This is a genomic window from Paenibacillus sp. FSL R5-0527, from assembly GCF_038008055.1.
GTDB lineage: Bacteria > Bacillota > Bacilli > Paenibacillales > Paenibacillaceae > Fontibacillus > Fontibacillus macerans.
The window spans coordinates 3952526-3971485 of record NZ_JBBOYI010000001.1 but is presented as its reverse complement, the minus strand read 5'-3'; the positions used below and the strand labels follow the sequence as shown (position 1 = coordinate 3971485).

Genomic DNA, 18960 nt, shown 5'->3' with positions numbered 1-18960 from the left:
CCCGTTTGATCAGGTAGCAGAGAAACAGGCAAGCTCGGGAGAAGAAAATATTTGGTGTAGAAGCAGATAGGTTTGAGATAATTTAGACGGGCTTAGGAGAAGGGACCAGGTTTAGGGGAGGTGAAACAGACCGGGCAAGAGATCAAGACAGAAGATCAAGGACAAGACGCGAAGGAAACGAAAAGACCGTGATTTTGCTGTAGCCTAAACCCTCCCGTCTGCAGCAACGCCGACACAGTTCATACTAACCCGTACCCATTAAGTTGATCCGCATCAAACTCCCCTCATCTTTTCAAGCGCCACGATCAGGCCGCAGCCGTAAGGGGCTGGTTTGGTTGGCGTGCGATCAGCCGGCGGTAAGGGATCGCCGGTATCGCCACACAAATCTGCAGCAACTTCTGCCGCATCGTTTCTTCCGCTCCAGGCAGTCCTCTGGACAGGCGCAGCCGGCGGCGCCCGGTGTATTCGTTCAGGTACGCCTGCAGATGCTTCAGTCCCAAGGCTCCATACGTACTTTTCAGCGATTCCCACGCCTCTCTCACCACTTTCCGCAAGGGCGTATACAGCCGAAAGGCCTGAGGGAACGACTGCACCACCGATGTATGGACATCCACATGCCCGCCAATAAACGCGGTTAGATCGTGACGGTTTGCCCTTTCTTCGCTTCCCCGCTTATATGGCACCAGGCGGATTTTGACGTGCTCCGGCTCGCCCGACTCCGTGACCGTGCAGCCGGCTACGACCGCCGAGGCGTACGGATGCGAAAGCTGACATCGGGACGGGTTACGCCCATACTGATCGCTGTTCACCTTCACGTCTCCAGAGAGCAGCTCCCGGGCATGGAACTCCCCCACGGCATGGCGTATTCGGTGCAACATTGACCAGGCGGTCTTGTAGGCGACCCGGATCACCTGGCGCAGCCGCAGCGCCGAGATGCCGCCCTCAAGCAGGAATAAATCCAGGGCCTTGAACCACTTGAGCAGGGGGAGATGCGTTCCTTCAAAAATCGTGCCGACCAAAGGCGATGTTTGATGCTTGCACTTTCCGCACTCGAATAAGGGGATGTGCCGGGAAGTCAGGCGACTGCACCGGGTGTGAGCGCAGCGCAGGCAGACAAAGCCGCTTGGCCACTTCATCGCGATCAGCGCCTCCATGCAGTCCTGCTCGCTGTTAAAACGGCTGCTGAATGGCTGAAGTTCCGTTCCCGTATTGACCTCCATGTTTACTCGCCCCCGAATCAAGAATATACGAACATAAGTTCCATTTATTTCATTATACCAAACGTGCGTTCCCTTATCAAGCCGAAAATCTCACCTGAACCGCCTCATTTTTTCCTCATCTTTTTTGTGTTTTTTCTTCTCTTTTTTTGGAACCCTTGACTTGCTCTAGCCCCACTCTCTGCTCCCCGCTCCTGAATGATGGGGATAATCGTGCTAAGGCAGGCAACAGGCAGGGACACCACGACACGAACCCTTTAGACAGTCCCTTTAAACAGCCCCTTTAAGCAGCCCCTTTAAACAGCCCCTCACCTGGCGTCGACTTGTGACACTGCTCGAAACGGCTACGGTGCAAAAGGTAGATGCGCTGGCCTTGGTGGATCGTGACGCCTCTATATCGTTGACGCTTCCTCAACTGCCCGTCTTTGATTCAGCGTCAACTCCAGCAATGGGTTGCTGCTTTACCCAGCTACATCAAGGCTTGTCTGCCGATTTTTTGCTGCGAAAGTTGAGTTATTTAGTAGTCACACCTTCAAAACGTTTTTAACAGGGCCTAATAGAAAAACACACCCCCAATAAGGTGTGTTTTCTATATCGTTTAATTTGCCAGAATTAAAGCGCATCCTTCCCGAAGGAACCTTCAAACAGGGACTCCTTCAACGGACGGCGGTCGTTCGGCTGTTCGCGCTCTTGCAGGTTGTCCGGAAGCACTTCTTTTTCGCCTTGATAGCCGATGGCGATCACGGCTTGAATCGCATAATCGTCAGGCACATTCAGCACTTCGCGGGCTTTCTCTTGATCAAAACCGCCCATCGCATGGGTGATCAAACCTTTGTTATGGGCTTCTAAAGCAAGATACCCCCAAGCGGCGCCCGCATCAAAAGCATGCCACCCGTTGGCTCCGCGCTCGGTCGCCGTTTGGGACAGGATGACGGCCAGGACAGGGGCTTTTGTGCACCATACGAGGTTTCCAGGCAAAATAAAAGAATGGAATTTCTCGCGGTCCTCCGGCGTGCGGGCGATAACAAACCGCCATGGCTGCACGTTCGATGCCGAGGGAGCCCAACGCGCCGCCTCAAACAGGCTAAACAGGACATCCTCGGGGATTTCTTTTTCCAAAAAAGACCGCGGCGACCAACGATTGATAAATTGAGAGGATACTTCAAAACCAGGTTTGCGCAGATCTGCGGCGTTAGCCATTTTGAACACTCCTTAAGTTTAAACTAGTTTGTTTTTTAACCGTCCGATGCCTTCAATCGTCACTTCCAGCTCATCTCCGGACTTCAGCCAGGTCTGGCGGTCCGGCGGATCGCCGAGGATGACGCCTTCGGGCGTTCCGGTAAAAATACAATCGCCCGGCATTAACGTGATGTACCGGGATATGTAGCTGATTAACTCAGCGCAGCCGAATATCATATTTTCCGTATTGCCGGACTGCCTTAACTCTCCGTTCACTCTGCATTCGATGGATAAATGCGCCGGGTCCAATTCATCGCCGGTGACAAGATACGGTCCGACGGGCGCGAAGGAATCCAGCGTTTTGCCCAGCAGCCATTGGCTCGTTTTCATTTGCAGGTCGCGGGCGGAAATATCGTTTCCGGCGGTGTACCCGTAAACATAGGATAACGCATCCGCTTTGGAGACATTGCGCACCTCTTTACCTATAATGATGACAAGCTCGGCTTCATAGTCCACTTGCTGCGCCGTTGCCGGCAGGACGATGTCCTGCTTGTGACCGGCCAAGGCGTTGTTGAATTTACTGAACAGCACGGGCGAATCCGGAACCGCCATGTTGGACTCTTTGACATGGGACAGATAGTTCAGGCCCACGCACAATATTTTCTCCGGATTCAGCACGACGGGCGCAAACTCAATTTCATCCTCGTCGACGCTAAAATCGCTTTGTTTGTCCTTCCCGTTCACCGCTCTCAGAACTGCGGCTAATTGCTCTGTCCCTTCGCTTCCGGAACGGATAAGCAAATCCAGCGAATCGGGGAATGGCAAGCCTTCTTTAGCGGCAAAACCGCTTAAATTATAGACGGCATCTTCCGTTTTCCAGCCGATGCATAACCCGCCGCCGTTCCTGAAATGCAGCAATTTCATGTAACGTCCTCCGTATTTGTGCAGACGCGATTCAGGCCTCTCCGGCCTTGCTGCACGTTGTAGACAAGGCTATACTGATACATTAATATTAATCCAGACAGAAATATTTTTCCAGTATTCAAGGAAGAACGGAGATTAACTCATGGCTGATACATTAAAATCAATTTATAATGAAGCGTTTTTGCGGGAATTTGGCGAAAAAGTTCACGCGGCGTACGCTCCGTTCGATCCGGAGAAATTCGTGGCCAATACGATGGATGAGACGTGGGATGCTCTGGAACTGAAAGCCAGAATGCGGAGGATTTCGCTGACCCTGGGCAACCAGCTGCCGGCCCGTTTTGAGGAAGCCGTGTCCGTGCTGTTTGCCATCGACGAATCGTGCGTCGGCTTCCCCTACCTGTTTTTCCCGGATTTCGTGGAGGTATACGGCAGCGCGGAAGAGGATTGGCCTTTGGCCATGCGGGCGCTGGAGCGGTTCACGCCGAAATCGTCGGCCGAATTTGCCGTCCGCTCATTCCTGCTGCGCAATCCAGAGCGGATGATGGGGCAGATGGCGGCGTGGTCTCAGCATGAGGATGAGCATGTGCGCCGCCTCGCCAGCGAAGGCTGCCGGCCCCGCCTGCCCTGGGGCCAAGCGCTGCCGATGTTCAAGCGCGATCCCGATCCTCCCGATCCTGGAGACGCTTAAGGCGGACCCCAGCCTGTACGTGCGCAAAAGCGTGGCCAACAACCTGAACGACATCGCCAAGGACCACCCGGAGCTCGTGCTCGAACTTGCCCGGCGCTGGAAAGGCGCGGCGCACCCCTACACCGACTGGATCGTGCGCCATGGCTGCCGCACGCTGATCCGCAAAGGCGGCCCCGCAGCGCTGGAGCTGTTTGGTTACGCCGCGCCGTCGGCCGCCAAGCCGGTGGTCTCGTCGGCGTCGCTCACGGTGGAACCGGCCGCGCTCCGCATCGGCGACAGCTGCGAGCTCCGCTACGAGTTGACCGTGCGCGAAGGCGAGCCGGTGAAGGTACGCGTCGAATACGGCATCGACTTCGTCAAAGCCGGGGGCAAAACATCACGCAAGCTGTTCCTGCTGGCGGACAAAACCGTCCCCGGCGGCGGCGCCGTCAGCGGAGCCCGGCGCCACAGCTGGGCGGATCTTACGACCCGCCGCCACTATCCCGGCGCGCACCGGATCGCCCTGCTCGTCAACGGTGCCGAAGTCACTTATGCGGTGCTGCAACTGGAGGCCGCAGCAGCGAACGGTTAGCTGATCGGCTGCGTTCAGTCGGCTTCTTTCGCTTCAGGCGCGGCCGAAGCCCCGATCAGCGCGCCTCCAACCCTGTCCAGATGGGTGCTCATAATGTCGGCCGCCCCGCGCCGGTCCTGGTCCCGAATCGTCAGGAGCATTTGATAATGCTCCTGGAACAGGCGGTGCGCCGACTCTTTTTCGCTGAACAACCACAAGCTCCTGCTGTCCCGGATCGCTCGCATCATCATCACCGAAATGCTCTCCATCATTTGCTGCAGCAGCGGATTTTGCGTTGCTTTGGCGATCGCGAAATGGAAATTGGCGTCATGCACCCGGCTGATTTCCTCATTGCCGATCGCTTCTTCCATTTGGCTCACAATCCGGGCAAGCTCGCTTAGGTCCGCTTCACGCCGGTGCTCGGCAGCCAGCTCAATGCACCCGATTTCGAGGATTTTCCGTACCTGCAGCAACTGGATCAGTTCCTGACGATTCGCGGTTTGCCGGGCTTCCATCGTCTCGAGCGCCTGGGCTCTGACATAAGTCCCCCCGCCTTGCCTCGTTTCGATCAGCCCACGGGCTTTCAGATGGCTGATCGCTTCGCGGACGGTGGAGCGGCCGACGTGATAACGCTTTGCCAAGTTTTCGATCGTGTCCAGCTTTTCGCCGGGCTTCACAAGCCCATTTTCAATAATCCGCTGTAGTTCTTCAATCATAATATTGTAATTTTTTCGACCTAAATCCATATTTATTTCCCTCTCCAAAACTGACTTGTTCTCCGAAATGCTTGCTAAATAACAGTCTATACAATTATCGTAAATTATGGTAGATTTATTTTAATTTTTAAATTCATCTGATGACATGATTAATTTAAAGATGCCATAAATCGTGGCAAGAAATGCCGGAAGAGCGTTGAAAGCGTAAGGACAGGGAGGGCCGATGGGTTGGTCGGCGGATCAACATCCGCTGTCCAGACGCTTTGCACGATTATCCCGTTTGATCATGAAGCAGAGAAGAAGATAAATTCAGGAGAAGGAGATATATTTGGGGGAAGCAGACATGTTCGAGATTTTTAGACGGATTTATGAGTAAGGGGCAGATTTAGAAGAAGTGAAGCTGTCCTGACGGGAGGGACGGGGCAAGACACCGGGAAAAATGAAAAGATCGTGATCTTGCCGCTTGCCTGAATCCGTTTGCAGCACGTTCAAGCATTTCTATCAAGCTGCAGCCGCAAGGGGCTGGTTCGGTTGGCGCGCGATCAGTCGGCGGTAAGAGATCACCGGAATCGCCACACATGCGCAGCAACTTCTGCCGCATCGTTTCTTCCGCTCCGGGCAGGTACCCGGTATACTCGTTTAGGTACGCCCGCAGATGCTTCAGTCCCAAGGCTACATACGTACTCTTCAGCGATTCCCACGCCTCTCTCACCACTTTTTCCTTATCTCTTTTTTCTTTATCCCGTACATTAGCCCCCCTCCCCCTCCTGAACGAAAGGGATAAGCGTGCAAGGGAGCATGCAGAGACACCAAGACACGAACGCTATAGACAGCCACCTCAACCACTCACATCAGCCCTGCCCTATATCGCCGGACTGGGCCACATGATACTTGGCGCTGGGGTCATCTGGCTGCTTGTTTTGCTCGGAAAACGAATACAACGGGGTTAAGTGCTACCATAAAGCCAAGCCTAACGGACCACAGCGCCATTATTTCGCCGGAATCTGCATTTTTTGAAATGTAACGGACACCACAGACCTTATTCGCCATTAGGTGCACGTATCCGGCCATTTTCGGGCAAATAACTGTTCTCCTGTCCGTTAGAAATAAAAATGGTGTCTTTTCAGGCAAATAAGGTCGTTCAGGTCCGTTAGCCTTCGGCTTCAGCTTTATCCCGGCAATTCAAACCGAATCTCTACAGGATCGGCGGCAGCTGGAGCTTGCGGTATCCCTCCAGTTATCCCCAGCTCCAGCACCGCCGCAATCCGCTCCAGCGGTTTTACGCCAAAGCCCCGGCGCCGCTCCGGGTCGTAGATCCACTCGGGCCTGGTTCGGCGTACGCCCCAATTTTTCGCTTTGGCCAGCAGTTGAAAGTTCTGCACCAGACAGCACGCCGCGGCAAAATCCTCTTCCCGTTTGTGCGGGTCCGGCTCTTCTTTCACCACGACGAGCAGGCGGGCCGGCATTGTGCGCGGAACAACCGTTTGTGCATGGGCCTCATTCATACCGCCGGTCGCAAAAATAAACCGCCAAGGCTCTCTTAACCGGTCATTCGGCGCCCAAACGGCATCGTTCAGCAATTCCAGAACGTTTTGTTCGGAAATCGGGGGTTGCAGCCCCCTCTCATGAGGCGCGCCGCCAAGGAGGGCGGTCCACTTCTGCTCCGCCGGCGTTCTTTTCCGGGCCCTTGGAGCCTTATCGAAATAACCCATATGTAAAATGCCTGCGAATCTTTCCCCTTCCCGCAACCCTATTTCCTTAAAAAACAGTTCGCTTTGAAATAGCGGGTCCGTATCCCATAACATGCCCAAACCGCGCTCCCAGCCCAGCAATTGAAAGTTTTGCATGACGCCGCAGGCGGCCGCGAAATTTTCGTCGCTTTCCCGCTCATTGGCTCCGGATTCCGCCATTACGATCAGGTGCCCCGGGATATCCGCCACCCTCCTGCTCAGAATATCCAGCATTTTGGAAGGAATCAGCTTGCCGAACCTGCTCTCTTTCGCCTTGGCCAGCATGGTCTCCGCCAAATGCCGGCGCGACTCCGGCGTTCCGATGTAAATGCAGCGCCACCGCGGAGTGCCATGTGTTTCATACAAACCCGCTGCCTGGTTTAATAGGGACTCCACAAGTTCCCGGGATACCGGAGAGACATTGAAATTCCGGATCGTTCTGCGCTCCCGGATCGTTTTTGAAGAAATCATAGTCATACCCCTTTCTTTTTTTGTTTACTAATTAACAAAATAATCAAAATAAACTTAATAAACTGTCTAAAAACCTGGATTAATCCTAGATATAGTCAGGTAAAAAAATATTATTTCCCCATAAACTAAAATATCACAATTTTCTTGGTTCGGCAAAATAGAGAGCGGATGGCCTGCCGGACAGCCGGCGGTTATCCTTCCCTTTGCTTCGGAAGACGCGCATAATCCCGGCGATCCCCGCTAACACTACTAACGGTTTTTTTATCAAAATGAATGGTGAATAAAAACGATGAAAAATAAAACATTGTTCATCCGGGCGGCAATTTTAACGTGGCTGCTTGGATTTACGGGAGCTTGCCATGCCGGGCCCGCCGGGGCCGATCCCGCGCTTCCCATCATCAAGGAGGAGGGGATCTATTCGCTCGAGATATATCCCCGGGAGCATCGGTTAATCGTCAAAATCCAAGGCCACAAATATAAAACTTACCCCGTTGCTGTGGGCAATCCGTCTACCCCGACGCCTGTCGGCGAATACCTGGTGACGTATAAAGGCAAGAATTGGGGTCCGGCATTCGGCCCGAGGTGGCTCGGGCTTAACGTTCCTTGGGGATACTATGGAATCCATGGCACGAACCGCCCCGACTCCATCGGCCGCCACCTCAGCCACGGCTGTATCCGGATGCGCAATAGAGACGTGATCGAGCTTTACGATCTAGTCCCGGTCGGGACCAAGGTTACCATATACGGCCATCTTCTCGGAGATGTCTCGGAAAATCCGCGGGATTTGGCGGAAGGCGACGTAGGGGGAGACGTGCAGTTGATTCAATCCCGCTTGAAAAGCGCCGGCTATTTCCAAGGGGTATGCAACGGCCGGTTCCGCGCCGACACAACGGCGGCCTTGAAACGGTTCCAGCGGGATCATCGCTTGATACAAAACGGCGTTGTTTCCAGGAAGGTTTACGAAGCTTTGGGGCTGTGGGAATAAGGGGGACAACCGTGAAAAAAGGCCCCCGCTGGCATACCAGGGCGGCCTTTGCAATTATGTTTTGTTAAATAAAGACCTGCTCCAGCTCGATCTTCCGTTCTTTCGATAAATCGCGGAAACGCTCCTCATCGATCCGGACCAGCGGCTTGAAAATATCCGCCGGATTGTTCCATACGATCGTGACCGTTTCCCCGTTGCTCAGCCGGGCTTTCTTGCCGATGAAATTAGGAAGCAGATGGCGGGTCAACGCCTGCACCGCTTTTTCGTTCAGCTTGCCGAAACCAAGCTCGTAAGTTTTGCGCAGCACGGTCAGAAGATCTTGCCGCGAATGGCTTCCGTTGGGCTCCGTCATCCCGACGAACACGTCGGCCACGGCGACGATTTCCGCGTACGGATGAATTTCCGCTTTGCCAAGGCCTTGCGGATAACCCGAGCCGTCTTCCCGCTCATGATGCTGAAGCGCCACCAAAGCCGTCTTCTCTTCGCCCGTCGAATTCAGGATAATTTCATAGCCGTAGGACGTGTGGCGCTGCAATTCCTCCAGCTCTTCACCCTCCAGTTCGTGCTCGCGGTTGCGGAGCGACTGCCTGATCCGGCTTTTGCCGATATCGTGCAAATACCCCGCTTTGCTGATCTCGTGGCATTCTTCGGCGGAATAACCGAGCCAGGTTGCTATGTAATAGGATAATAGCCCCACCTGCAAAGAGTGGTTATAGATATTGACATCGTCTTCGGCAAAAGCGATAAGCAGCGAAACGACATCTTTATTGCGGTCAAGCACCTCGAGCATCGGCTCCAAGTGCTGATCGACAAGCGATTGGTTGAACTTGCCCGTCGTCAGCGCCTCCAGAAATATCGATTGGAAGCCTTTCAGCGTAAAATCGAAATTGTCCCTGATCCGCTCGGACTCGGACGCTTCGTTGTCTCGCAGCTCGATATCGACATAGTCGATGCTTTGGCGGATCAGAAGCGCGATTTCCTCGGTGCGAATGCTCGTTCCTTTGGGAAGAACATGCAGTCCGGCCCGGTTAAACACATCCGTTCTGAGCCGGTCTCCTTCCAGAAGCTCCATAACGTGGATTCTCAATTTTTCCCCTCCTTTCCCCGCTCATGAAACGCCGAGTATTTAAACTCAATTAACTTTAATATCGTTCGTGAATAACGTTTCATAAATAGTGCTTTAGGAGGGATTTATAAGACGATACCGCTACGGCCGTTCCTTTTTCCAGGGGGGATCCCCGTAGCGGTGAAACGCCCGGTTGACGACATAAACTCCCCAGGGAATCGCGGCCGAGAGAGCTGCGCAGACCCATACATGGACAGACGGCAAACGGTCCAGCACAAAATGTTGCATGTTCATTTCCCCTTCTCTATTTCGTCTCGATCGTCGAACCGAAAATCCGCACTTTGACCCGTGCTTCCAGCTCGATATCGGCCTGTGAAAAGTAATTTTCCCCCCGGTCCCAATCGTTTTGGATCTTTTTCCACGCCGCGGGATACTCCTGCTTTAAATAGGTCCCAAGACCGATGACATCAGACTTATATTCGAGCTGAACTTTTTCCAGCGTTCCCTTCATCATGGCGGTCAACCGCTCAGCCGCTTTCCCTTCGATCCCGGCAAGCTGGGCCGGGTTCATTAAATCAAGCCGTTCCTGCGTCTCCCCGACATTCCCTTCCATATTGACCTGAATTCTGAAGCGAATATGCTCCGGGTTGGAGACGTCCGCATAAATTCGGCGCCGGGAGCCCTTGATTTCATAAGCCACGTAATCATTGTCAAGCTTAAACTCCAGCACCCCGTCCTGCGCGGTTCCTCTCAACACGTTCAGCCCGGACGTTTCGTCGTCATTTAAATAGCCTTGGAGGCTTAAGGTTTCCCCGTTAAACACGGCGGCGCCGGAAACCGACACCTTGTCCCCGTTTTTTTGCATGCGCGGCAGCGCAAAGCTTTGTTTGGCGATGATGAACGCCTGCATTTCTCCAATGCTGGTCGGCGGATAGATTCTCGAGCTTTTCGTAGGGTTTTGCGCCACCGATTCGAAATACGCGATCGGGAGCCTTTCGTTTTTCGGCTTAATGTTCATCATAGCGCGAGCGTCGCCTTCGGCCACCATAATTTTGGTAGCCCTTCTCATTTCATGGTCGCGCAGAAACAGATCGAGCGCTTTGGAAAATTCCGCCTCCCTGGCCATCCTGTCGGAAATAATGATCATGCGGATGTGCTGCAGGTAAGGGCTGCGGCTTGTCCGGTACGACATGTCCCGGGCCGCTCTGAACATCGTATTGCCCGAGGATGACAGGTTAAAGTAGGCTTCGTTCCCGCTTTTTCCGCCGTCTTTCTCCCCGCCCCCATTCCCCTGAAGACCGCCGGGAATAACGAATTGAAACGTCAGGATGTACTTGTCGGCGTCGTCCTCGCCGGCAACGTCGATCCCCGCCCCGACGACGAACCCCCGCTCCTCGATCTCTACCCTGTCCCAACATCCGGTTGCAAAGAGAGCCAAGCAGAGCAAAAGACCCGTTAACGAGCCCCATCTACGCACTTTTCTTCCTCCTCCGCAGCAGGGAAAGCAGCAGCAGCAGCGTCGGCACAACCATGCCGAATCCGATCCCCGCATAGCTGATCCACTCGCCGAAAATCCTGATTTCCAGCAAATTTTGCGGCTGCATCCCGGCCAGGTAAATGACCGGGGTTAGCCACAATATCAGCGTAAAACGATTCGCTTTTTTGAAAACGGACTCCAGCGCCAGCAGCGAAACGTCAAACGCCATAGCCGCCGTACTGAACAAAGTCATCACCCACACCGAAAAGAAAATCGATTCGAAGCGCTCGAAAAAACCGCCGGGAACTTGGACCTCCTTGGCCAATTCCGCGGTAGGGTAAAGCACGCTGCCCGTCACGTCCACGCCAAACACGCCGATCGTGAACACGAAGACGAGCAGATACAGGAAAAAAGGCAGCAGCAGGCCAAGCGACGCGGCTTTGGCGATTTTTAGCGGACGATTGATAAACGCGTTGTAAAACAACAGGATGTCGAAGCCCATAAACGAAAACACCGACTCTTTGGAAGCGTAAAGGACATCGCGCCAATCCGCGGCAAAAAAAGGCTTAAGATTCCGGAATTCGAAGAAGCCGATATTCATCAGAATGAGCGCCGTGAGAAGCAGCACGACGATCGGCAAAAAGATCAGGTTGAGCCGGAGCAAGGCCGCGCTCGGCCCGGCCACGCCATAAACGAGCACGAGCAGGAATACGAGACTGATGACCTCGATCGGAGTCCGGTCAAACAAATAAATGCGCGAGATGGTGGCGACTCCGCGGGTCTCATAGCCGGTAAACAACAGCATGTAGAGCGCAAACAGCAAAGTGACGAAAACGGCGGCAGGCCTGCCCAGGAGCACGGCGGCGATGCTATAAACGTTTTGTTTCGGAAAACGCGAAATCAGCTTGCTCAAAATCCAGGTGAACGTTAGCGCGCAGGCGCCGCCGATCACGATCGAGATCCACCCGTCGACGGACTTCGTAATTTCCACGATCGACCGCGGCAGCATCAACACGCCGAAGCCGATGACCATATTGGCAACCGAAGCAAAGACTTCGAGGGTTCCCACTTCGCGATCCCCGTATTCGAAATGCTTCATTTGCCGGTCCCTTCTTTGCTTATCCGCTCCTCGTCCAAGGTTTGCATAAATTGGGGCCGTTTCGACAACATCATCAGCGGCGAACGGACGATGAGATCCTGCCAATCCTGCGTAAAGCTTGGCGCGATCGGGGTCAGGTAAGGAATGCCGAAGCTTTGCAGCCGGGACAAATGGATGCTGAGCATAATCAGCGATAAGACGATCCCGTAGAGTCCGAACAGCGCCGCGGCGATCATGGTGACGAACCGCAGCATCCGAAAGGCGATCCCTGCGCTGTAAGACGGAATGGCGAAGGAAGAAACCGCCGTGACCGCGACCACGATGACCATAATCGGGCTGACAATACCCGCCTGAACAGCTGCGTCTCCGATAACCAAGCCGCCGACAATGCCGATCGTTTGCCCGATCGGTTTGGGCAGGCGAACCCCGGCTTCACGCAGCAGCTCCAGCGTCAATTCCATAAGAAAAGCCTCGACGACGGCCGGAAACGGAACGCCTTCCCGGGCGGCGGCGATCGAGAAAGCCAGCTTGGACGGAATCATGCCCTGATGGAACGACACCAGCGCAATGTATAAGGACGGTAAAATTAACGAAATCCCGACGGCCACATACCGCAAAGTGCGGATCAGCGTGCCGATCTGCCAACGTTCATAGTAGTCCTCCGGCGATTGAATCAAGGAAACGAAAGTAGTCGGCAAAATCAGGGCAAACGGCGTACCGTCGAGCAAAATGATCACTTTTCCCTGCAAAATGGCGGCGGCGACCTTGTCGGGCCTCTCCGTATGCAGGATTTGCGGGAAAGGCGACAGGAAGCTGTCCTCGATCCATTGTTCGATCGTACCGCTTTCCGGAACATCGTCAATCCGGATCGTGGAGACCCTTCGCTTCGCTTCTTGCAGAATTTCCGGATGAACGATTCCGTCGATATAAACAAGCATCATTTCCTTTTGCGCGCGCTCGCCGATCCGGTACGAATCAAAGCGCAGATGCGGATCGCGAATGTTTTTGCGGATCAAAATGATATTGGTTTCAAGGCTTTCGTTAAACCCTTCGCGCGGGCCGCGCACCAGCGCTTCCGTCTGGGGCTCTTCGACGCTCCTCCCGGTCCATTTCCTGCTGCCGATGAGCAGCGCCTGGTCCGAGCCGTCAATGAGGAGCGCGGTGTCCCCGGATAATACCGCAGCCATTATTTCGTGCAGAGAAGCGGTTTTCGTATATTTAAGAACCGATAAAAATTCATTTTCCAAGAGCCCGAACAATCGATCGGCGGAGGTCTCCTTCTTCCGCCTGGCGGCCGTAATGGCCCGCTGCAGCCCTGGCACAATCTGTTCGTTGATCATCGCCGCATCCGACAGTCCCGCGATGCACAGAATCGCGCACTGCTTCCCTTCATCCCCCATGGCGAAAAATCGGCTGACCAAATCGCCCGGGGAGTTTAGCCTCTTGGTAATATGATCGACCGTCTCCGCAGCTTTGCGGGAAAGAGAAGACCAGGCATCGCCTTCCGGAGGGGATTCATTTTTCTTGTACGGACTTAATTTCTTGATGGGCTTTCTGAACATAAATCTAGGCATGCCGGCTATCATCCTCACATCTCTAGTTGACTGAAAATATGTTTGTTACCCTTTATTGCCATGTTGCTCCGAAATTAATCCCTCAAAAAGCGCCGCGGGACTCGCATGGTCAGAATATTTTTCCTTTCTCAAGCAAATCTTAATAGGCAAAATCCGGCTTTAGGAAGGAGGAAACATCCATGCCGTTTTGGAGAAAATTCCTGCGCACAATTCACGCCGGGAACGGAAAAGCCGCCGGAAATCCGGCAAGAGATCAAGGCGGGCCGGCAACGAACGGGATGGCTTTAACCGGCAGTCTGGCGATCCGGCTCGCCTGGCTTAAGGAAGAGCTGAAAAACAGCTCGGATATTATCTACCGTGAGTTCGTGATCAGTACCGGCCAACGCTGCGCGCTCATCTACGTCCGCGGCATGATTGCCCAGGAAACGGCCCAGCACTACATTGTCAGAAGCCTGCAGCGGGAATCCGCGCAATTGCAGGACAGGAACATCTATCAATTCCTGTTCGAGGACGAAGGCCTCACCGTTTCCCAAACCAGTGTTATCCGTGATCTGAACCAAGGCATAAATGCCGTCCTGGACGCCGGGGCTCTGCTTTTGATCGATGGAGATGCGCGGATGCTGACCTTTTCCATCTCCTCATACCCCACCCGTTCCATTGAGGAAACGCCCAATGAATCGGTCATCCGCGGGCCGCGGGAAGCATTTATCGAGGATCTGGAGAAAAATCTGACCTTGCTGCGCAGACGGATCAAACACAAAAATTTCAAAACGCAGGCTGTCACTACGGGGCGGTACACGCAAACCGATATCGTGCTTGCTTACGTTGAGGGCTTATGCAAACCCGAACTGATCAAAGAAGTGCAGCGGCGCCTGTCGTATCTCAAAATGGACGGTGTGCTCAGTTCTTCCTATGTGGAGGAATGTATAGAAGACAACCCCTACTCTCCCTTCCCGCAATTGCAATACACGGAGAGGCCCGATGTCGTCAGCGCCGCGTTGCTCGAAGGCAGGATCGCGATTCTCGTCAACGGGTCGCCCATGGTGCTGATGGCCCCGGTCACGTTCCCGATGCTGCTGCAATCGGCCGAAGACTATTACCAACGGTATGTGGCGGCGACCTGGATTCGCTGGATCCGTTATTTTTTCGTACTGGTATCTTTGCTGCTTCCGTCGCTGTATATTGCCATTACGACGTTCCACCCGGAGATGATCCCGGCCCAGCTGCTGATTGCCGTCGCCTCCTCCCGGGAGATCGTCCCCTTCCCGGCGCTGCTCGAAGCATTTGCGATGGAACTGGCCTTTGAAGCGTTGCGCGAAGCTTCGATCCGAATCCCGAAATCGATCGGGCAAGCCGTATCCATTATCGGGGCGCTGATCATCGGCACCGCCGCCGTACAAGCAGGCATCGCCTCCGCGGCCATGGTCATTATCGTCTCTCTTACCGGGATCGCTTCTTTTATCATTCCGCACTTTGACCTGGGGCTCTCTTTCCGGCTGCTTAGGTTCCCCATCATGATCCTGGCCTCGTTGTTCGGGCTTTACGGCATCGCTTGCGGGATGATCCTGATCTACATTCATTTGGTGAACCTGCGATCCTTCGGCATTCCGTACATGTCGTCCATCGCACCGCTGGTTACCGAAGATCTGGCCGATACGCTCCTCAGAGTGCCCTGGTGGAAAATGTACAAACGGCCCGTTCAAATCGCGGATCTAGAAATTCGGCAAAAAAACAATTCCCGCGGCTGGGAGACGGAAAAAAGTGAACTGGAGTGAACAAAAATGCGCAGAGCGATATATACCGCCGCGCTGGCGGTCCTGCTTTTGACAGGCGTTGGCGGTTGCTGGTCTTCACAAGAGCTGAACAATCGCGCGTTTGCGAATGCCGTTCTCATCGATTTGACCGAAGACGGAGAGATCGAGCTGTCCATCGGGTTTCCGCTGCCCAACCGCATGATCCCGGCGCAAGCCGGCGGATCGGGACAACCCACAGGCAGTCCGTACACTTTTGTCACCAAACGGGCAAACAATATCAGCCAGGCGTTGCGGTTGATTCAGGTCGATCTTTCGCGAAATATTTCCTTCGGCCAAACGCGCTCCATCATCGTCGGCAGGAGACTTGCGGAACAAGGACTCGACAGGGTCGTGGAGTTCGTTTTCCGCCAGCCCTCCTTTCGCCTGAGCGCCAATCTGTTCGTAACGCCCAATAAAGTAACGGAGATCACGCGAATTCAGTTGGTGTTTGAAAGAGTCATCGGCGATATTTTGCGAAAATACATCAACAACCATTTCACCTTAGATACCACGGTCAAGGACTATAAGCTCGCGTTGTACCAGGGCGGAGACATTCTTATTCCTTTGCTGACTTTTGGGCAGCAGCCCGAGGTCGCCGTGGAGGATCCTAAAAAAGACCGCTGGATGGGTACGGGAGGCGCAGCGATTTTCAGCGGCGGAAAAATGACGAAAACGGTGCTTTCCGTTAAAGATTTAAGAGGCGCACTCTGGATCAGCTCACAGCTCAGCACGACCACCATCACCATCGCTTCCCCAAGCGACGGCAAAGAAATCAGCTGTTTCATCGAAGGGATCAAAACAAGCATCAAGCCTAACGTCAAAAACGGGAACGTCTCTTTTCAAATTACCAGCAGCGCGAGAGCTTTCGTGCAGACCTCTATGTCGGAAATCGACTTGAAGGATCCGGCCGTCGTTCAACAATTGGAAGTCATTTTGCAAAAAGATGTGGAAGAACGGTTGAATAAGGTGCTCGAAAAAACGCGTAAAGCCCGTTCCGATGCGTTTCTAATGAGCCAATATCTCGATTGGAGATACCCGAAAATATGGCGAAGCATGCGGCCGCAGTGGAAAAACTATTACGCGGAAGAACTGCCTATCGAGGTTAAAGTCAAAATCATGCTGAACCGCACCGGCGGTGTGTACCGTTCGGTGGTTCAAGAAACCCATATATAGTGAGGAAACGCGATGATCTGGATCGGAACGATATATGTGATTATTATGCTGTTCGATTGGTTTGGGCAGCGCAAAAAGCAGGTAAAGCTTAAAACCCGCCTGCTTGTGCTGCTCATATCGCTTTGTTTTTTCGCTTGCGCAGAAGTGTTGTTTCTGTTGAAAGAACGTTGGAATGTGCCGATGTTTATTCAATATGTCAGTGAGTCCATCCAACATTGGATGTTTGGATAATCGCTACAGGGGGCTAATCTCATGCTAAAAAACGTAACCTCTTCTCAAGTTTATTCACTTTATAATTTACAAATTTTCACCACCGTCATCGCTTTTTTCATCGGGATTATGATCGCGGGCAGCAAGTACTCCACTCCCGTTGCCACTTTGATTGGAGGCCTTCTGGCGCTGGTGCTGGTATACCCTGCCTATAAGGTCGGGGCTTCGCGTCCCGGCGAATTCCTCGTGCAATATGGCGGCGAGCTTGTCGGCCGGCCTTTGCATTACTGCTTCATCCTTTACATCGTGCTGGTCCATATCCTTCTCGCTGCGCTCAGTCTGAGGGAACTAGCCGACTATTTGCTTTCCGAGTATTTGATCGACACTCCCGGTTGGGCCGTTGTGGGCATCTTTGGCATTTGCGTCGCTTATGCCGTGCGCTGCGGATTATATACGATTTTCCTTGCAGCCGAAGGAATATTCCTCGTCACCGCGCTGGCCTTCCTGTCCATCCCGCTGATCGGGTTTCAGGAAATGGAGGTGGACATGTTCATCGCACTGGCGACCCATTTAACATTAAAGGATTTGTGGGACGGCATCTATGAGACCGTGTCCATTTTTGGTGAGCTGGCCTTCCTGTTTTTGCTGTTTCCTTATTTGCGAAAACCAAAAAAAGTTTACCGGACCTATTTTTTCGTCACCTGTACGTCGCTTGCGATCATTATTACGCATGTTATCCCCGTCCTGCTTACCTTTGGCCCGAGTCTGGGGGCCAATCTGATATACCCCGATATGGAGTTGGTGCGCTTCATCCGGGTCGGGTCGTTCATTGACACGATGGACCCGATTCTGATTATTCTTTGGCTGACGAGCATTTTCGTTAAAATCTCGTTTATTGTCTTTACGGCGGTAACCTGCCTGTCACAGTTGACCCGCGTGAATGACCATAAGCCCTTTACACTGCCTATGGTCGCCTTTATTTTGGTGTTCTCCATATGCATCGTAAGAACCCCGCCCGAGTTAACTCGTTTTCTGTCCGATGACTGGCCCGCGCTGATGATCTTTGCCGAATTTCTGATTCCGTTGATCTATTGGGTGGCGGGCATCGCGCGCGGCTCGTTCAAGAAAGCAAAAGCCGAAGGGCCTTAACCCGGCTTCTATTTTCTCGACAACCATGCCCGCTCCTGGTTCCAGTTCAAGCTGACCGGAATTTCAAAAAAGTCGGACAAAAGGGGCTCGGTCAACACGTCCCGGCTGTTCCCTTGCTTAAACACTTCGCCCCGCCGCAACAGCAAGGTTTTGCTGAAGATCGGCAAAATTTCCTCCGTATGATGCGTCACATACAGCATATGCGGCGCCTGCGGTTCGGCGGCCAATTGCGCGATGCTCTCCAGCAGTCCCTCCTTGGAAATAAAGTCGAGTCCATTCGTCGCTTCATCCAAAATCAGCAGCTTGGGCGAAGCCATCAGCGCCCGGGCGATGAGCAGCTTTTGCTGCTCGCCTTGGGAGCAGGTCTGGTAGGCGCGGCCCTGCAGATGGCGGCAGCGGAGCTGTTCCATCAATGCCGCGGCGCGGTCGTAATCCTCGGCTCCGGGCTTGTCGTACAGACCGATTGAGGCGTATTTGCCGCTGACGACCAGGTCCTCGGCTTTTTGTCCGCCGTGCAACTTCTCCTGCAGCGAAGAGCTCACCCATCCGATCGATTTGCGCAGCTCTCTGAGATCGACTTCGCCAAACCGGTGTCCCAAAACGCTGATTGTTCCCGACGACGGCCACAGGTAACCGCTGATCATATTAAGCAGCGTCGTTTTCCCGGAACCGTTTAAGCCCAGCAGAGCCCAATGCTCGCCCGCGCGGATCGTCCAATCCACCCCGTTCAAAATCGTCTTCCCTTCCCGCTGCCAGGTCACTTGCTTCATTTCGATAATCGAGTTCATACATGAGTTCCTCCCGAGTAGGTTTACAGTACTCTCAAGCTACTCCCGCACGCAAGGTTTGTCAAGCTACGCGCCGGCGGACGGCTGCAGAATAGGGATTTGCCGGCGCATGAAAATTCGGCATTAGTTCGTGCCTATTTTGCTGAAATCAGCTAGAATACTAGCGAAGGG

Annotated in this window: 16 protein-coding genes and 1 pseudogene; 6 read left to right on the top strand and 11 right to left on the bottom strand. The window is 53.6% G+C overall.

Annotation, left to right across the window (positions count from 1 at the left end):
* Positions 1-305: 305 nt before the first annotated feature.
* The 3 genes from NYE69_RS17420 to NYE69_RS17410 all read right to left on the bottom strand — a co-directional run bounded on the left by NYE69_RS17420 (position 306) and on the right by NYE69_RS17410 (position 3320).
* A complete protein-coding gene (locus NYE69_RS17420) occupies positions 306-1220 on the bottom strand; it encodes an IS1595 family transposase (protein WP_340927203.1) in 915 nt (304 codons plus the stop codon).
* A 609-nt stretch (positions 1221-1829) separates the two neighbouring features.
* Positions 1830-2417, bottom strand: a complete 588-nt coding sequence (locus NYE69_RS17415) for a nitroreductase family protein (protein WP_328273358.1) — start codon at positions 2415-2417, stop codon at positions 1830-1832.
* An 18-nt stretch (positions 2418-2435) separates the two neighbouring features.
* Complete coding sequence (locus tag NYE69_RS17410) at positions 2436-3320, bottom strand: fumarylacetoacetate hydrolase family protein (RefSeq protein ID WP_340927202.1); 885 nt, start codon at positions 3318-3320, stop codon at positions 2436-2438.
* Between the two features lie 142 nt (positions 3321-3462).
* On the opposite strand from NYE69_RS17410, the pseudogene NYE69_RS17405 reads away from it, so the two are divergent.
* Positions 3463-4579: pseudogene (locus NYE69_RS17405) on the top strand (hypothetical protein).
* A 14-nt stretch (positions 4580-4593) separates the two neighbouring features.
* Here the strand turns inward: NYE69_RS17405 and NYE69_RS17400 are convergent.
* Both NYE69_RS17400 and NYE69_RS17395 read right to left on the bottom strand, forming a co-directional pair.
* Positions 4594-5304, bottom strand: a complete 711-nt coding sequence (locus tag NYE69_RS17400) for a FadR/GntR family transcriptional regulator (RefSeq protein ID WP_328271795.1) — start codon at positions 5302-5304, stop codon at positions 4594-4596.
* A 1139-nt stretch (positions 5305-6443) separates the two neighbouring features.
* On the bottom strand, positions 6444-7475 hold the full coding sequence (locus tag NYE69_RS17395; RefSeq protein ID WP_340927201.1) for a nitroreductase family protein: 1032 nt from the start codon (positions 7473-7475) through the stop codon (positions 6444-6446).
* 289 nt (positions 7476-7764) lie between these two features.
* Here NYE69_RS17395 and NYE69_RS17390 point away from each other — a divergent pair, with 289 nt between their 5' ends.
* Positions 7765-8460 carry a L,D-transpeptidase family protein gene (locus tag NYE69_RS17390; RefSeq protein WP_328271792.1) on the top strand — a complete coding sequence of 232 codons (696 nt, stop codon included), beginning with the start codon at positions 7765-7767 and terminating at the stop codon, positions 8458-8460.
* Between the two features lie 64 nt (positions 8461-8524).
* On the opposite strand, the gene NYE69_RS17385 is transcribed toward NYE69_RS17390, so the two are convergent.
* The 5 genes from NYE69_RS17385 to NYE69_RS17365 form a co-directional block, all read right to left on the bottom strand.
* On the bottom strand, positions 8525-9547 hold the full coding sequence (locus tag NYE69_RS17385; RefSeq protein WP_340927200.1) for an HD-GYP domain-containing protein: 1023 nt from the start codon (positions 9545-9547) through the stop codon (positions 8525-8527).
* Between the two features lie 120 nt (positions 9548-9667).
* Positions 9668-9814, bottom strand: a complete 147-nt coding sequence (locus tag NYE69_RS17380; RefSeq protein WP_328271790.1) for a hypothetical protein — start codon at positions 9812-9814, stop codon at positions 9668-9670.
* A gap of 16 nt (positions 9815-9830) precedes the next feature.
* Positions 9831-11003 (bottom strand): Ger(x)C family spore germination protein, encoded by a 1173-nt coding sequence (locus NYE69_RS17375; protein ID WP_340927199.1) that lies wholly within the window; start codon positions 11001-11003, stop codon positions 9831-9833.
* Complete coding sequence (locus NYE69_RS17370; RefSeq protein ID WP_340927198.1) at positions 10996-12102, bottom strand: GerAB/ArcD/ProY family transporter; 1107 nt, start codon at positions 12100-12102, stop codon at positions 10996-10998. Before NYE69_RS17370 ends, NYE69_RS17375 begins: the two co-directional genes overlap by 8 nt.
* A complete protein-coding gene (locus NYE69_RS17365) occupies positions 12099-13676 on the bottom strand; it encodes a spore germination protein (protein WP_340927197.1) in 1578 nt (525 codons plus the stop codon). The genes NYE69_RS17370 and NYE69_RS17365 overlap by 4 nt, the downstream gene beginning before the upstream one ends.
* 179 nt (positions 13677-13855) lie before the next feature.
* Here NYE69_RS17365 and NYE69_RS17360 point away from each other — a divergent pair, with 179 nt between their 5' ends.
* From NYE69_RS17360 to NYE69_RS17345, 4 genes are read left to right on the top strand one after another with little or no spacing between them, the layout of a single operon-like run.
* Positions 13856-15451 (top strand): spore germination protein, encoded by a 1596-nt coding sequence (locus NYE69_RS17360; protein ID WP_340927196.1) that lies wholly within the window; start codon positions 13856-13858, stop codon positions 15449-15451.
* Between the two features lie 6 nt (positions 15452-15457).
* Positions 15458-16642, top strand: a complete 1185-nt coding sequence (locus NYE69_RS17355) for a Ger(x)C family spore germination protein (protein ID WP_340927195.1) — start codon at positions 15458-15460, stop codon at positions 16640-16642.
* Between the two features lie 12 nt (positions 16643-16654).
* Positions 16655-16873: a hypothetical protein gene (locus NYE69_RS17350; protein WP_340927194.1), complete on the top strand. Its 219-nt coding sequence runs from the start codon at positions 16655-16657 to the stop codon at positions 16871-16873.
* Between the two features lie 21 nt (positions 16874-16894).
* Complete coding sequence (locus NYE69_RS17345) at positions 16895-18001, top strand: GerAB/ArcD/ProY family transporter (protein WP_340927193.1); 1107 nt, start codon at positions 16895-16897, stop codon at positions 17999-18001.
* 8 nt (positions 18002-18009) lie between these two features.
* On the opposite strand, the gene NYE69_RS17340 is transcribed toward NYE69_RS17345, so the two are convergent.
* On the bottom strand, positions 18010-18789 hold the full coding sequence (locus NYE69_RS17340) for an ABC transporter ATP-binding protein (protein ID WP_340927191.1): 780 nt from the start codon (positions 18787-18789) through the stop codon (positions 18010-18012).
* Positions 18790-18960 lie beyond the last annotated feature (171 nt).

Bases quoted from the DNA above. Each gene is read 5' to 3' on its own strand.
- NYE69_RS17420 (WP_340927203.1), bottom strand. From the start codon at position 1,220: ATGGAGGTCAATACGGGAACGGAACTTCAGCCATTCAGCAGCCGTTTT.
- NYE69_RS17415 (WP_328273358.1), bottom strand. From the start codon at position 2,417: ATGGCTAACGCCGCAGATCTGCGCAAACCTGGTTTTGAAGTATCCTCT.
- NYE69_RS17410 (WP_340927202.1), bottom strand. From the start codon at position 3,320: ATGAAATTGCTGCATTTCAGGAACGGCGGCGGGTTATGCATCGGCTGG.
- NYE69_RS17400 (WP_328271795.1), bottom strand. From the start codon at position 5,304: ATGGATTTAGGTCGAAAAAATTACAATATTATGATTGAAGAACTACAG.
- NYE69_RS17395 (WP_340927201.1), bottom strand. From the start codon at position 7,475: ATGATTTCTTCAAAAACGATCCGGGAGCGCAGAACGATCCGGAATTTC.
- NYE69_RS17390 (WP_328271792.1), top strand. From the start codon at position 7,765: ATGAAAAATAAAACATTGTTCATCCGGGCGGCAATTTTAACGTGGCTG.
- NYE69_RS17380 (WP_328271790.1), bottom strand. From the start codon at position 9,814: ATGCAACATTTTGTGCTGGACCGTTTGCCGTCTGTCCATGTATGGGTC.
- NYE69_RS17370 (WP_340927198.1), bottom strand. From the start codon at position 12,102: ATGAAGCATTTCGAATACGGGGATCGCGAAGTGGGAACCCTCGAAGTC.
- NYE69_RS17365 (WP_340927197.1), bottom strand. From the start codon at position 13,676: ATGCCTAGATTTATGTTCAGAAAGCCCATCAAGAAATTAAGTCCGTAC.
- NYE69_RS17360 (WP_340927196.1), top strand. From the start codon at position 13,856: ATGCCGTTTTGGAGAAAATTCCTGCGCACAATTCACGCCGGGAACGGA.
- NYE69_RS17355 (WP_340927195.1), top strand. From the start codon at position 15,458: ATGCGCAGAGCGATATATACCGCCGCGCTGGCGGTCCTGCTTTTGACA.
- NYE69_RS17350 (WP_340927194.1), top strand. From the start codon at position 16,655: ATGATCTGGATCGGAACGATATATGTGATTATTATGCTGTTCGATTGG.
- NYE69_RS17345 (WP_340927193.1), top strand. From the start codon at position 16,895: ATGCTAAAAAACGTAACCTCTTCTCAAGTTTATTCACTTTATAATTTA.
- NYE69_RS17340 (WP_340927191.1), bottom strand. From the start codon at position 18,789: ATGAACTCGATTATCGAAATGAAGCAAGTGACCTGGCAGCGGGAAGGG.